This window comes from Novosphingobium sp. PY1 (genome assembly GCF_017312445.1).
GTDB lineage: Bacteria > Pseudomonadota > Alphaproteobacteria > Sphingomonadales > Sphingomonadaceae > Novosphingobium.
This window is the reverse complement of sequence record NZ_BLTI01000009.1, coordinates 168,609-181,482: the sequence shown is the minus strand read 5'-3', so window position 1 is coordinate 181,482 and position 12,874 is coordinate 168,609. Positions and strand designations below refer to the sequence as shown.

The 12,874-nt window shown below is 65.3% G+C and carries 10 protein-coding genes; 6 read left to right on the top strand and 4 right to left on the bottom strand.

Annotated features, from left to right (window positions below; translation table 11 throughout):
• Positions 1–17 precede the first annotated feature (17 nt).
• The gene (locus J3474_RS16530; protein WP_207094904.1) at positions 18–2,582 is read right to left on the bottom strand and encodes a helicase-related protein; all 2,565 of its coding nucleotides are present in this window, start codon (positions 2,580–2,582) and stop codon (positions 18–20) included.
• A gap of 166 nt (positions 2,583–2,748) precedes the next feature.
• Here J3474_RS16530 and J3474_RS16525 point away from each other — a divergent pair, with 166 nt between their 5' ends.
• From J3474_RS16525 to J3474_RS16500, 6 genes are all read left to right on the top strand, one after another.
• Positions 2,749–4,410, top strand: coding sequence for a M23 family metallopeptidase (locus J3474_RS16525; RefSeq protein WP_207094975.1), 1,662 nt, complete (start codon positions 2,749–2,751; stop codon positions 4,408–4,410).
• 72 nt (positions 4,411–4,482) lie between these two features.
• Entirely contained in the window at positions 4,483–5,478 is a 996-nt protein-coding gene (gene hemB, locus J3474_RS16520) for a porphobilinogen synthase (RefSeq protein WP_207094903.1), read from the top strand.
• Positions 5,471–6,046 carry a GNAT family N-acetyltransferase gene (locus tag J3474_RS16515; RefSeq protein ID WP_013831489.1) on the top strand — a complete coding sequence of 192 codons (576 nt, stop codon included), beginning with the start codon at positions 5,471–5,473 and terminating at the stop codon, positions 6,044–6,046. Before hemB ends, J3474_RS16515 begins: the two co-directional genes overlap by 8 nt.
• A gap of 10 nt (positions 6,047–6,056) precedes the next feature.
• On the top strand, positions 6,057–8,270 hold the full coding sequence (locus J3474_RS16510) for a fused MFS/spermidine synthase (RefSeq protein WP_207094902.1): 2,214 nt from the start codon (positions 6,057–6,059) through the stop codon (positions 8,268–8,270).
• A complete protein-coding gene (locus J3474_RS16505) occupies positions 8,267–8,830 on the top strand; it encodes a gamma carbonic anhydrase family protein (RefSeq protein WP_013831491.1) in 564 nt (187 codons plus the stop codon). The genes J3474_RS16510 and J3474_RS16505 overlap by 4 nt, the downstream gene beginning before the upstream one ends.
• Positions 8,830–9,111 (top strand): DUF167 domain-containing protein, encoded by a 282-nt coding sequence (locus J3474_RS16500; protein ID WP_041558630.1) that lies wholly within the window; start codon positions 8,830–8,832, stop codon positions 9,109–9,111. Before J3474_RS16505 ends, J3474_RS16500 begins: the two co-directional genes overlap by 1 nt.
• Here J3474_RS16500 and J3474_RS16495 read toward each other — a convergent pair.
• The 3 genes from J3474_RS16495 to clpA all read right to left on the bottom strand — a co-directional run bounded on the left by J3474_RS16495 (position 9,095) and on the right by clpA (position 12,800).
• A complete protein-coding gene (locus J3474_RS16495) occupies positions 9,095–9,742 on the bottom strand; it encodes a YoaK family protein (RefSeq protein ID WP_013831492.1) in 648 nt (215 codons plus the stop codon). The two genes, J3474_RS16500 and J3474_RS16495, sit on opposite strands and share 17 nt — an antisense overlap.
• A gap of 85 nt (positions 9,743–9,827) precedes the next feature.
• Positions 9,828–10,247, bottom strand: a complete 420-nt coding sequence (locus J3474_RS16490; protein WP_207094901.1) for a group II truncated hemoglobin — start codon at positions 10,245–10,247, stop codon at positions 9,828–9,830.
• A 180-nt stretch (positions 10,248–10,427) separates the two neighbouring features.
• Complete coding sequence (clpA, locus tag J3474_RS16485) at positions 10,428–12,800, bottom strand: ATP-dependent Clp protease ATP-binding subunit ClpA (protein ID WP_007012639.1); 2,373 nt, start codon at positions 12,798–12,800, stop codon at positions 10,428–10,430.
• Positions 12,801–12,874 lie beyond the last annotated feature (74 nt).

The window sequence follows — 12,874 nt, the reverse complement described above, 5'->3', positions numbered from 1 at the left end:
ATCTCCCCGAATCCCCTCTAGTTGCGCACCATATCCGCAAGAATGGAAAAGGCATTGTCCTTGCGCACCGGCTGAGGTCTTGTTTCCTCGACGTGACGGCGCGGCGGACGCCAGCGCCAGCGCACCGGCGCCGGCGGGCCATGGGCGCCTTCGGCCAGCTGGCGGGGCATGATCGGCTGGAAGCCTGCAAGCCGAAGCAGCCGGGCATAACTTTCGGTGGTCAGGCCCATCGACACCGCCTTGGCCGGGTCGAGCGCGAAGCTGCGTCCGCTTCCCGCGGGCTTACCGCCGCCGCGCGCCTCGTGGGCTTCGCGCAGGAGCTTTTCGGCCATGTCGAGACGTACGAGTTGTTTGCCCAGGCTGCGATAGCCCGGCGTGCGCTGGCGGCGCTTGGCGGGCAGGGCGGGTGGCATCGCGTCCTCGGGAGCCCCATCGCGCGGGGACTTGCCGAAGACCTGCGCGAGTTCGCGCCACAGCACGATCGGGCCCGGGCGAAGCATCGCAGGTACGAAAACATCGAGCGCACCCACGCGCACGCCGAGCCGCGAGAGCATCGTGCGGCGCTGCTTGTCGAGCTTGTCGACGCCCGAATCCTCGCGTGACGTCATGCCGCCGGCTTCGACCAGTGCAATCAGCAGGGCCCTGAGATCGGGGCCGGCTTCCTCGGAACGGCTGGCTTCATCGAGCTTGAGCAATGGAGCCAGCGGTTGCAGCGCATTGTCGAGCCATGCCTCAAGCGCCGCCACAAGCACCTTGCGCGCGGGTCCGGGTACCGCATCGAGTGTGCGGTCGGGGACCAGGACAGGCGACAGGAGCGAGCGGCCCGGGGCGAGAGTGCCAAGCGATTCCCCGTCCCATTTGAGTTTGCCGCGATCAAGCGTGATGGCCGCGCTTCCCGCGTGAATCGCCTCGGTCAATTCGTCGGCGCGCTTCTGCAGCAAGGCGGTGAGGTGCTTTTCCGCGGCGGCGAGCAGCAGCTTGCGGTCGGACAGGCGGGCGCCGGGATCGACATGGAAGGCGAATCCGCGCAGCGAGCCGATGTGTTCGCCTTCGACGAGTACTTCCTCGTCTTCCATGCGCACAGAGAGCAGCCCGGCATCGGGCCCCAGTTTCTTCATGAGTACGGCAGTCCGTCGGTTGATGAATCGTTCGGTAAGTTTGCCATGGAGGGCATCGGACAGACGCGCCTCCACCGCGCGGGCCCTTGCGGCCATTTCGTCGCGCGCGAGAACCCAGTCGGGGCGCTGCGCGATATAGGCCCAGGACCGGATCGCGGCGATGCGGCCCTGCAGGGTGTCGATGTCGCCGCCGGTGCGGTCGAGCTGGGCAATGGCATTGGCGACGTAGTCGGCGCCCAGTTCGCCGTGGCGCAGATCCTGCCACAGGCGGGCGACGAAGCGTGAATGGGTCTCTGCCCCTTGCTGGCGAAAATCGGGCAGGCGGCACACGTCCCAGAATCGCTGCACCATCGCCGCGCCGCGAACCGAATCGGCGACTTGTGGGTCTTCGGACAGGCGCTTGAGGACGGAAAGGTCGATGGCCTCGGGCGCCGGAACCAGCTCGGGCAGGTCGGGCGGGGTCTCCAGGTCGCCGATCAGGGTGGCGATACTGTCAAAACGCGGCTCCGCATCGCGCCAGAACAGTTTCGTCAGCGGCGGGAAGCGGTGTTCTTCGATGGCGAAGATTTCTTCGGGATCGAATTCGGAATCGTGCGTGCCCGAACCGGTGAGGGTGCCGAACGTGCCGTCCTTCTGGTGACGCCCGGCGCGTCCTGCGATCTGCGCCATTTCCGACGTGGTGAGGCGGCGATGGCGGACGCCGTCGAACTTGGAAAGCCCGGCGAAAGCGACATGCTCGACGTCGAGGTTGAGCCCCATGCCGATGGCGTCGGTGGCGACAAGGTAATCCACTTCGCCAGACTGGTAGAGCGCGACTTGCGCGTTGCGCGTCTGCGGGCTGAGCGCGCCCATGACGACGGCCGCCCCGCCCCGGAAGCGCCGCAGCATTTCGGCGATCGCATAGACCTGCTCGGTCGAGAAGGCGACGATGGCGCTGCGCGGCGGAATGCGGCTGAGTTTCTTCGCGCCGGCATGGCTGAGCGTGGAGAAGCGGGGCCGGGTGACGATCTCGGCGCGCGGTACGAGCGCCCTGACCATCGGTTCGAGTGTCGAGGAACCGAGGATCATCGTCTCCTCGCGGCCGCGGGCATGGAGCAGGCGGTCCGTGAAGACGTGGCCGCGTTCGCGGTCCGCCCCCAGTTGCGCTTCGTCGATGGCGACGAAGGCAAGGCTGCGATCGAGCACCGGCATCGCCTCGGCCGTGCACAGCAGGTAGCGAGCGTGCTTCGGCTCGATCCGTTCCTCGCCGGTGATCAGGGCGACGTTCTGTTCACCCTTGATGGCGCAGACCCGGCCGTAAACCTCACGCGCCAGCAGGCGCAGCGGAAAGCCGATCGCGCCGCTGGAATGGGCGCACATCCGCTCGATGGCGAGGTGAGTCTTGCCGGTGTTGGTCGGCCCGAGCACGGCCTTCACCCCTGAAGGAGCGTCACCGCGCGCCGTTACATTCCGGTCCTGAACCATTTCACCAGCGAATGTGGCATCGCCGCTGGCCGCGTACAAGGGTCGACTCGTCCTGTATGGGGGTGGAAATCCACAGAGTTAGGGGGGTCTTAACCTTGAGCAGGCATGGTTTTTGCAGAAAGTGCCCGGGGTGGGCGCCAGGTTCGGCTTGAGCCTGTGGGTTGCGATGAGGAAGGGGCCTTTGTTCAAGGCGCTTGACGAGAACGGCGGAAATTCGGCCGAAGGGGACTATGCAGGCGGTGCGGCATCGGCTGCCTCGCTCTCGCATGCCCAGGTTTTGCCCGAGAGCGCCGAGCCTGCAACTCCGACTCCTTCCGGCGAAACCGCTTCAGACGGTCCGGGCCTGCAAGAGCGCATTCAGGCGTGGAAGCAGGATATCGAATCGTGGTGCGAAAAGGTCGAGCTTGCGCCCGATCTTGCCACCGACATCGGCAGTCCGCGCTGGTATCGCGGTCTTGCTACGCTCTTCGGCCTGAGCGCAGCCGCCATTGCCCTTTCACCGAGCTTTTCGTCAGTAGAGGCGGCGACGCCGATGCCGGTCAACGACCGGGTTCGCGACGAATTCCGCAGCCAGACCATCGCGCCGCTTGCCTTCGGTGCCGACAGCGGCCGCCACATGGGGGCAAGTCCGCTGGTCCGCCCCCTGGCGAAAGTGCCCGAACGGCCAATGATCCAACTGGTCTCCACACTGGGGCAGGGCGACAGCTTCCGCCGCATGCTGGAGCGGGCGGGTGTCGGCAACACCGACATTTCTCAGGTTTCCGATCTCATTTCCGGTGCGGTGCCGCTGTCCGACATCGCTTCGGGTACACAGTTCGACATCACTCTGGGCAAGCGCCCGACCGAAGGCGCCTCGCGCCCGCTGGACGAAATGGCCTTTCGCGCGCGTTTCGACCTCGATCTCTCGGTCGAACGCCATGACGGTGCGCTGGCTCTGGTGCGCCATCCCATTGCCGTCGATACGACCCCATTGCGCATTCGCGGCACCGTCGGGTCGAGCCTCTATCGATCGGCGCGCAATGCCGGGGCACCGGTCGCCGCGATCCAGAGCTACCTGCGTGCTGTCGACAAGTATCTCTCGCTCGAAAACGACATTTCGGCGAATGACGAATTCGACCTGATCCTCTCCTACAAGCGTTCGGCCAAGGGCGAACGCCAAGTGGGCGAGCTGCTCTATGCGGGTGTCGAACGCGACGGGAAACCGCGCCTCCAGCTCATGCGTTGGGGCAAGGACGGGCAGATGTTCTCCGCCTCTGGCCTTGCCGAGACGCGCAGTGCGCCGATCGGGATGCCGGTCGCGGGACGGATCACCTCACGCTACGGTATGCGCCGTCACCCGATCCTCGGCTACACGCGCATGCATGCGGGCGTCGATTTCGGCGCCGCCTACGGCTCGCCGATCTATGCCGTGAGCGATGGTACGGTCACCTATGCAGGGCGCCATGGCGGCCACGGCAATTATGTGCGGATCAACCACGGCGGCGGCCTCGGCACCGGCTATGGCCACATGAGCCGCATCGCGGTAAAGAACGGTACCCACGTAAAAGCAGGGCAGGTGATCGGTTACGTTGGGTCCACCGGTCTGTCGACTGGGCCGCACCTGCATTTCGAAGCCTATCGCGGCGGCAGGACCGTCGATCCCCTGTCGATCCGTCTCGTCACCCGCCCCCAAATCGACGGCAAGGAACGCGATGAGTTCAGGCATCGCATGAAGGCGCTGCTGATGGTTGAACCCGGCGCGGCGCTCGACAGCTTCGCAAAGCCCGAAGCGGAGCAGGCTGCGGACACCCGCGAGATCGACCGGCTTGAGCCGAAGAAGGTCGGCTGATCGCACTGCGCCGGTGCTGCGGGACATTTTGCCCAGATTGAACCTTCGGGCATTTTCCGGCAATCACCGGTGATGACTGGATCCTATCCCCACACCCGACTTCGCCGCACCCGCGCCACGGCCTGGAGCCGTGCGATGCACCGCGAGAACGTACTCACTCCGGCCGACCTGATCTGGCCGCTCTTCGTGACCGAAGGGCAGGGCGTGGAAGAACCGATCGCCTCGCTGCCCGGCGTGTCGCGCTGGTCGGTGGACGGCATTGTCGAGCGGGCCAGGGAAGCGGCGGACCTGGGCATTCCCTGCCTTGCCCTGTTCCCCAATACCCAGCGCGAGCGTCGCAGCGACGATGGCAAGGAAGCGCTCAATCCCGACAACCTCATGTGCCGCGCGCTGCGGGCTGTGCGCGATGCGCTGGGCGACCGGGTCGGCCTTCTCACCGACGTTGCGCTCGATCCCTATACCAGCCACGGCCAGGATGGTCTCGTCGATGCAAACGGCTATGTCCTCAACGACGCGACCGTCGAGGTCCTGGTCGGCCAGTCGCTCAACCAGGCGTCGGCCGGGGCGGACATCATTGCGCCGTCGGACATGATGGACGGACGCATCGGCGCGATCCGCGATGCGCTGGAGGACGAAGGGCACGCCAACGTGCAGATCATGTCCTACGCAGCGAAATATGCTTCGGCCTTCTATGGTCCGTTCCGCGATGCAGTGGGTTCGCGCGGCCTGCTCAAGGGCGACAAGAAGACCTACCAGATGGACCCGGCCAACGGCGAGGAAGCGTTGCGCGAGGTCGAACTGGACCTGGCCGAAGGCGCCGACAGCGTGATGGTAAAGCCGGGGCTGCCTTATCTCGATATCGTGCGCCGGGTGAAGGAGGCATTCGAAGTCCCCGTCTTTGCCTACCAGGTCTCGGGCGAGTACGCGATGATCGAGGCCAGCGCGGCAGCCGGGGCGGGCGACCGCGACGCGCTGGTGCTGGAGACGCTCATGGCTTTCAAGCGTGCCGGCTGCTCGGGCGTGCTGACCTATCACGCCGCCCATGCGGCGCGATTGCTCCATGGCTGACTTTCGCCTCGAGACCGGGCGCCTCGTCCTGCGTTCCTGGACGAGACCCGATCTCGCGCGCTTTGCGCAGGTCACCAATACGCCTGCGGTGATGCGCTGGCTGGGAGGACTGCTGTCCGATGAGCGGCTCGAACAGCTTTATGACGCGGTGATCGGCTGCGAAGATGAGCATGGTCACTGCTTCTGGCTGGTCGAGCGCAAGGCCGATGGGGGCCATCTGTCCGGAGAGCTTCTGGGCTTTTGCGGCCTCAAGCGTGGTAATGCTCCCGAGAGTACGTTCCCCGGCGGCTTCGAGATCGGCTGGCGTCTGCGCGAGGAGGCATGGGGCAAGGGCTATGCCAAGGAAGCGGCCATTGCCTCGCTCGATGCCGGCTTCGAGCGCTTCGGCGCGCAGGAGATCGTGGCGATCACGGTCAGCGAAAACACGGCGAGCTGGGGGCTGATGGAACGCCTGGGGATGCGCCGCCGCACCGACCTCGATTATGTCGACAGCCGGTTCGACCCGCCCCTTTGCGATACGCTTGCCTGGTCGATCACTTCCGGGGAGTGGCGCGCGCGCCACGATTGAGACGCAGGCCATGGGCAGGTCCGACCGCGCGCTCTTCATCCTGACGATCCTTGTCGGCAGTTTCCTGCTGTTCATGGTCGAGCCGATGGTCGCACGCATGGCCCTGCCGCGGCTGGGCGGTGCGCCCAATGTCTGGAACAGCGCGATGCTGGTCTATCAGGCGCTCCTTCTTGCCGGATACGGCTATGCGCACTGGCTTTCGCGAAAGCCCTTGTGGCGGCAGGCTGTCATCCACCTGATCGCCCTGTGCATCGCCGCCACGACCCTGCCGATCGCGCTGGCGCAAGTGGCTTCGCCCGCGCCCGGCTGGGAGGCGATCTGGGTGCCCTGGCTGCTCCTGCTGACGGTCGGCCCGGTATTTTTCCTCATCGCCGCACAGGCGCCGCTGATGCAGCGCTGGTTCGCTGCCGATTCCCGCGCCGGGCAGCCCTGGGCGCTCTACGCCGCGTCGAATCTCGGCAGCTTCGCCGGACTGGTCGCCTATCCGCTCGTGGTCGAACCCTTGCTGGCGCTGCACGGCCAGAGCCTCGTCTGGGCCATGGGATATGGCCTGCTGATCCTCCTGGTCGCTGCCTGCGCATGGTCCCGCCGCAAGACTGTCGACGCCGCAAGACCGAGCGCACCGCTGCTGCGCGCAAGCGAGGTGACGTCATGGCGTCGCAAGCTGCACTGGCTTGCTCTGGCGGCGATCCCCTCGGGACTGATGCTCTCGACGACGACCCATCTGACCACAGACATCTTCGCGTCACCGCTGCTTTGGGTGATTCCGCTTGGGCTCTACCTGCTCAGTTTCGTCGTCGCCTTTGCCGATCGCCGCGCTCTCGCTGGCGTCCTGACATTCGTCGCGCCTGTCGTCCTGCTTTTCGCCGGAAGCTACGCGATGCTGGCCGACGGGTCGGGGGCGCTGCTGCTGGCAGGCGGGAGCTGCGTGCTGCTCTTTGTGGTTTCGGTCGCGCTCCACGCCCGGCTCTATGACTTGCGCCCGGATGCAGGGCACCTGACCGGCTTCTACCTGATCATGTCGGCCGGCGGGGCCTTGGGCGGCCTGTTCACGGCTCTTGTCGCGCCGCTCGTATTCGACTGGTCCTGGGAACATCCCCTGCTGATTCTCGGTGCGGCCCTGCTTGTCCCGCTCGATGAAATCCTGCGCTGGCGCCGCGTGGAAGGCCTCGACCAGAGGCTGGCCCGGATCGCGCTCGTGCTTCTCCTGCTGCTGGCGCTGTTCCTTTCGGTCCAGCTCTTCGATCTCTTTACCGAACCCGGCACGAAGATGACCGCGATGCTGCTGACGGTCTTCCTCACCGGGACCGGCGTGATGGTCATGGGTTGGCGCTGGGCTTTCGTGGCAGTGCTGCTGCTGGCGATGCTCGGGCAGGGCGGCCTGCTCACGATCATGTCGAGCTACGAGGGCCAGCGTACGCGCAGTTACTTCGGCATCTATACCGTGCGCGACTATCGTTCCTCTGGCCTTCGCATACTGAGCCACGGCACGACGCTGCATGGCCAGCAGTCGCTCGAACCGGACAAGCGGCGCATGCCCCTGACCTATTACGGACCAAGGTCCGGCGTCGGCCTGGCGCTGGCATCGGCGGATCGGCTGGAGGGTGAATCGGCGCGGATCGGGGTCGTCGGCCTCGGCACCGGGTCGCTGGCCTGTTACGCCAAGCCGGGCCAGGACTGGACCTTCTTCGAGATCGATCCCGTCATCCTGCACTATTCGACCTCGGGCAAGTTCACCTACCTGCGCGACTGCGCGCCGCGGGCGCGGGTGATCCTGGGCGATGCCCGGCTGGAGCTGGAAGCGGTGCCGCCGCGCCGGTTCGACATGCTGGTGATCGATGCCTTTTCGTCCGATGCCATCCCGCTTCACCTGCTTACCCAAGAGGCCCTGCAGGTGTACTTGCGCGCGTTGAGCGAGCGCGGGGTCCTGCTCATGCATATCTCGAACCGCTACGTGGAACTGGAGCCGGTCATCGCGGCCCTGGCCCGCAGCGAAGGGCTGACCGCGCGTGTGCGCCAGGACTGGCCGGAGAACCTCGACCTCTATACGCCGTCGCACTGGATCGCCCTTTCGCGCGACAGCTCTTCAATCAACGAGCTTGCGAAGATGCATCCTGATAGCCCATGGAGTCGGCTTCAAGCACCGGCACAGAGGCCCTGGACGGACGACCATGCCTCTATCCTGCCGTTCATCCGCTGGTCCAGGCTGATAGGATACCCATGATCGAGAACCGCAACGACATCACCGTCGCCGCCATCCACGGCAAGGCTCCGAAGATCCACTCCAGCGCCTTCATCGCGCCGGGCTGCCGGATCGTCGGCGATGTCGAAATCGGCCCCGACGTGAGCATCTGGTACAATTGCGTGATCCGCGCGGACGTGAACCGCATCGTCATCGGCGCGCGCACCAATATCCAGGATGGTACCGTCGTTCATTGCGACAGCCCCAAGGCGGGGCGACCCGAAGGCTATCCGACGCTGATCGGAGAGGACGTGCTGATCGGCCACATGGCGATGGTCCATGGCTGCACGCTGGAAGACAGCGCCTTCGTCGGCCTTGGCGCGATCGTGATGGACGGCAGCCATATCGAGACCGACGGCATGCTCGCCGCCGGGGCGCAGTTGACCGGCAAGCGCATCGGCGCCCGCCAGCTTTGGATTGGGCGTCCGGCCAAGTTCATGCGCGATCTGTCTGATGAGGCGATTGCCGCTAACCGCAAGAGCGTCGCCGGTTATGTGATCAATGGCCGCAACCACGCCGAGGCGCTCGGCGTCGCGGGCTGATGGCAAGGCCCAGGCCGGCACTCCCCGATGCACAGGCGCTTCGGGCGCTGGTCGATGCGGAGAATCGCCTGGCGGTCCGTGTTACTCCCGGCGCAAAGGTCGAAGGGTTGGAAATCGCGGCGGGCAGGCTGCTCGCCAAGGTTCGGGCCAAGCCGCAGGACGGCAAGGCCAACGATGCCGTGCGCGAACTGCTTGCGGGCGCCCTTGGCCTGGCCCCGTCGCGGCTGGAGTTGTTGCGCGGCGCAACTTCTCGCGAGAAGCAGTTCAGGATTCGCGACTGACGCGGGCGATTCGCCAACCCGCAACCGAGAGCAACCCTGCGGCGAGTACGGCGAGGGGCAGGCAGGCTGCACCGACCCGCAGGAACATCGTCGCGCCGAGCGCCGCGCCGCCGGCCAGTGCCAGCCAAAGGGCGAGGAAGCCGGCAATGCCGTTCGCTCCGCGTCCGGTTAGCATGCCGCCCAGGCCCTGACCGATGCGGACCAGCGCTCCGGTGAGGTAAGTCAGCGCCACGGGCGTCTCGTTGCGCTGCATCGTGTTGTTAAGCGCGCCCATGGCGAAGACGAGCATGGCCATCATCGCTTCGAGATATTCCGACAGTGCCAGAAGCGCGGCCAATGCGAGGAGCGCGGTAACGAGCGAGAGGACGGCGGGCTTGCGCCATCGGCCCGCCTTGTGTGCGACTATATTGCCCATCGCCACGCCCAGTACGAACCCGAGGATCAGCAGCGCCGGGACAAGCGCGCGGTGCGGTCCTTCGGCAATGAGGTCGGTGGCCAGGCGCGTCGTGTTGCCTGACATGAACGATACGAAATAGCGATCTGCCGACAGAAACCCCACGGCATCGACGTATCCGGCGAGCGCGGCAAGCGCGGTAGCGAGGGCCTGTCGCGGTGGGTCTAGCGAGTTCACCTGCGCAACCTATCGCGTGCCTGTCCGTCTGGCGAGTGTGATCTGAAAGGAGGCGATGTGCGCAGGCGCGACCCCCAGATTCGGCTCAGCGCCCCATGCCGCGCGCGAGATTGCCGAGAACTTCGCCCATCGCCTTGGCCATGTCCGCCGGTTCGGGTGCGACATCGCAGACGGCCCGGTTCATTGCATCGGCCCATTGCTCGGCAACGCCCCTGTTGATGGCGAAGGGTTTGTGCACGCTCATCATGCAGCGTCCGGGGACGGCCTCGAACCAGTCGCGCGGGCCGCCGGCCCAACCGGCAAGGAACTGGGGCAGGGCCTTGCGCATCGGGCCAAGGTCCTCGGCATGCATCGCGCGCAGCTCGGCATATTGCGGGTCTTCGTCCATCAGGTCGTAGAAGCGGTTGCAGATGGCTTCGAACACCGCCGCGCCGCCGAGGCGATAGAATGGGGTATCGGGAGTTTGGGATTCATCGACGACGGGGGCTTGGCTCGACACTGACATCTTCTCCGCAAGTGGGGGCTATCCTCGTCGCATAGCCGATGCGTTTCACGTGGAACTTGATCGCGGTCAAACCGTGGAGGATCGTCTCGCAGACCGGGACTGGACGAAATGAGGGGCGCACAGAAAAGGGGCGGAGACCTCTCGGCGCCCGCCCCTTCATATCGCTTGTGCCGTGCGGCCTCAGTCGTCGGTGTTCTCTTCCGGCTGGGGCCCGGTCTTGCGGACCGGCTTCTTGGCAGGTGCCTTCTTCTTCCTGGACTTCGTTTCCTTCGGCGGTGCAGGCGTCAGCTCGAAGTTGAGCGCATCTTCCTTCACCGAGACGTGGACCTCGCCGCCATGGGCGAGCTTGCCGAAGAGCAGCTCCTCCGCCAGCGGCTGCTTGACCCGCTCCTGGATGACCCGTGCCATCGGGCGGGCACCATAGAGGCGGTCGTAGCCGCGGTGGCCGAGCCATTCGCGCGCATCGGAGTCGAACTGGATGTGGACGTTCTGGTCGGCCAGCTGCAGTTCGAGCTGGAGGATGAACTTGTCCACGACCCGGCTGATCGTCTCCTTGGCCAGATAGGCAAAGGGCACGATGGCATCGAGACGGTTGCGGAACTCGGGGCTGAACATCTGCTTTACGGCTTCCTCGCCGGCGTCGGCCTTGGAGGTGTCGCCGAAACCGATGCCCTGCTTCGCCATGTCCGAAGCGCCCGCATTGGTCGTCATGATCAGGACGACGTTGCGGAAGTCGACGGTCTTGCCGTGGTGGTCGGTCAGCTTGCCGTTGTCCATTACCTGCAGGAGGATGTTGAACAGGTCGGGGTGGGCCTTCTCGATTTCGTCGAGCAGCAGGACGCAGTGCGGCTGCTGGTCGATGGCATCGGTGAGCAGACCGCCCTGGTCGAACCCGACATAGCCCGGAGGCGCGCCGATCAGGCGACTGACCGAATGACGCTCCATGTACTCGGACATGTCGAAGCGCTGCATCGGAATGCCCATGATCGTGGCAAGCTGCTTGGCAACTTCGGTCTTGCCCACGCCGGTCGGGCCGGAGAACAGGAACGAACCGATCGGCTTGTCCGGATCGCGCAGGCCGGCGCGGCTCAGCTTCATGGCGGTCGACAGGACTTCGATCGCCTTGTCCTGGCCGAACACCACGCGCTTCAGGTCGCGCTCGAGATTCTCGAGCGCTTTCTTGTCGTCCGAAGAGACCGACTTGGGCGGGATGCGGGCCATCGTTGCGATGACCTGCTCGATCTCGCGGGCGGTGATCGTCTTCTTGCGGCGGCTGGGCGGCACGAGCATCTGCATCGCGCCGACTTCGTCGATCACGTCGATCGCCTTGTCGGGCAGCTTGCGGTCATTGATGTAGCGGGCCGAAAGCTCCACCGCGGTCTTGATCGCGTCGGGCGTGTAGCGCACGCCGTGGTGATCCTCGAACGCCGTGCGAAGGCCCTTGAGGATCTTGACGGTGTCCTCGACCGTGGGCTCGTTCACATCGATCTTCTGGAACCGGCGCAGCAGTGCGCGGTCCTTTTCGAAGTGGTTGCGGAACTCCTTGTAGGTGGTCGAACCGATGCAGCGGATCGTACCGCCCGAAAGTGCCGGCTTGAGCAGATTCGAGGCGTCCATCGCGCCGCCGCTGGTGGCGCCGGCGCCGATCACCGTGTGGATCTCGTCGATGAACAGGATCGCGTGCGGCATCTTTTCGAGCTCGGCGACCACCTGCTTGAGGCGTTCCTCGAAGTCGCCGCGATAGCGCGTGCCGGCGAGCAGCGAGCCCATGTCGAGCGAATAGATCACCGCTTCGGAAAGGACTTCAGGCACTTCGCCTTCGACGATCTTGCGCGCCAGGCCTTCCGCGATAGCGGTCTTGCCGACGCCGGGATCGCCCACGTAGAGCGGGTTGTTCTTGGAACGGCGGCACAGGATCTGGATCGTGCGATCCACTTCCGGGCCGCGCCCGATCAGCGGGTCGACCTTACCCGCTAGCGCCTTCTCGTTGAGGTTGACGCAGAACTGGTCGAGCGCGGAGTCCTTCTTGTTGGCGGCCTTGGTCTCGGCCTTCTCCTCCGGAGTCGGCGTCTGTTCCTCCGATCCCTTGGGGCTGCGGTCCTCGATTCGCTTGCCGCCCTTGCCGATGCCGTGGCTGATGTAGCTGACTGCGTCGAGACGGCTCATGTCCTGCTGCTGCAGGAAATAGACCGCGTAGGAATCGCGTTCTGAGAAAAGTGCGACAAGGACGTTGGCGCCTGTCACCGTGTCCTTGCCCGACGACTGTACGTGCAGGATCGCGCGCTGGATCACCCGCTGGAACCCGGCGGTCGGGGCCGGGTCGCCCTTTTCCTCGGTTTTCAGCGACTGGTATTCCTGGTCGAGGTACTGCCGCACGACATCGCCCAGATCGCCGAGATCCACGCCACAAGCCTGCATGACCTGGGCCGCGTCCGGATCGTCGATCAGCGCGAGCAGCAAGTGCTCGAGAGTCGCATATTCGTGGCTCCGCTCGGACGCGTGTGACAGCGCGGAGTGCAGGGTCTTTTCTAGGCTTTGCGCGAAACTGGGCATCTAGGACACTTTCATTGCGAAGTGGGACTCTCCTTGCAGGGGAGTTTTTGGACGAAAACTGGTTTCAGGTTCCA

What these genes read in the sequence shown, in the direction of transcription:
- J3474_RS16530 (WP_207094904.1), bottom strand. Translation starts at nt 2,582, where the DNA reads ATGGTTCAGGACCGGAATGTAACGGCGCGCGGTGACGCTCCTTCAGGG.
- J3474_RS16525 (WP_207094975.1), top strand. Translation starts at nt 2,749, where the DNA reads ATGAGGAAGGGGCCTTTGTTCAAGGCGCTTGACGAGAACGGCGGAAAT.
- hemB (WP_207094903.1), top strand. Translation starts at nt 4,483, where the DNA reads ATGACTGGATCCTATCCCCACACCCGACTTCGCCGCACCCGCGCCACG.
- J3474_RS16515 (WP_013831489.1), top strand. Translation starts at nt 5,471, where the DNA reads ATGGCTGACTTTCGCCTCGAGACCGGGCGCCTCGTCCTGCGTTCCTGG.
- J3474_RS16510 (WP_207094902.1), top strand. Translation starts at nt 6,057, where the DNA reads ATGGGCAGGTCCGACCGCGCGCTCTTCATCCTGACGATCCTTGTCGGC.
- J3474_RS16505 (WP_013831491.1), top strand. Translation starts at nt 8,267, where the DNA reads ATGATCGAGAACCGCAACGACATCACCGTCGCCGCCATCCACGGCAAG.
- J3474_RS16500 (WP_041558630.1), top strand. Translation starts at nt 8,830, where the DNA reads ATGGCAAGGCCCAGGCCGGCACTCCCCGATGCACAGGCGCTTCGGGCG.
- J3474_RS16490 (WP_207094901.1), bottom strand. Translation starts at nt 10,247, where the DNA reads ATGTCAGTGTCGAGCCAAGCCCCCGTCGTCGATGAATCCCAAACTCCC.
- clpA (WP_007012639.1), bottom strand. Translation starts at nt 12,800, where the DNA reads ATGCCCAGTTTCGCGCAAAGCCTAGAAAAGACCCTGCACTCCGCGCTG.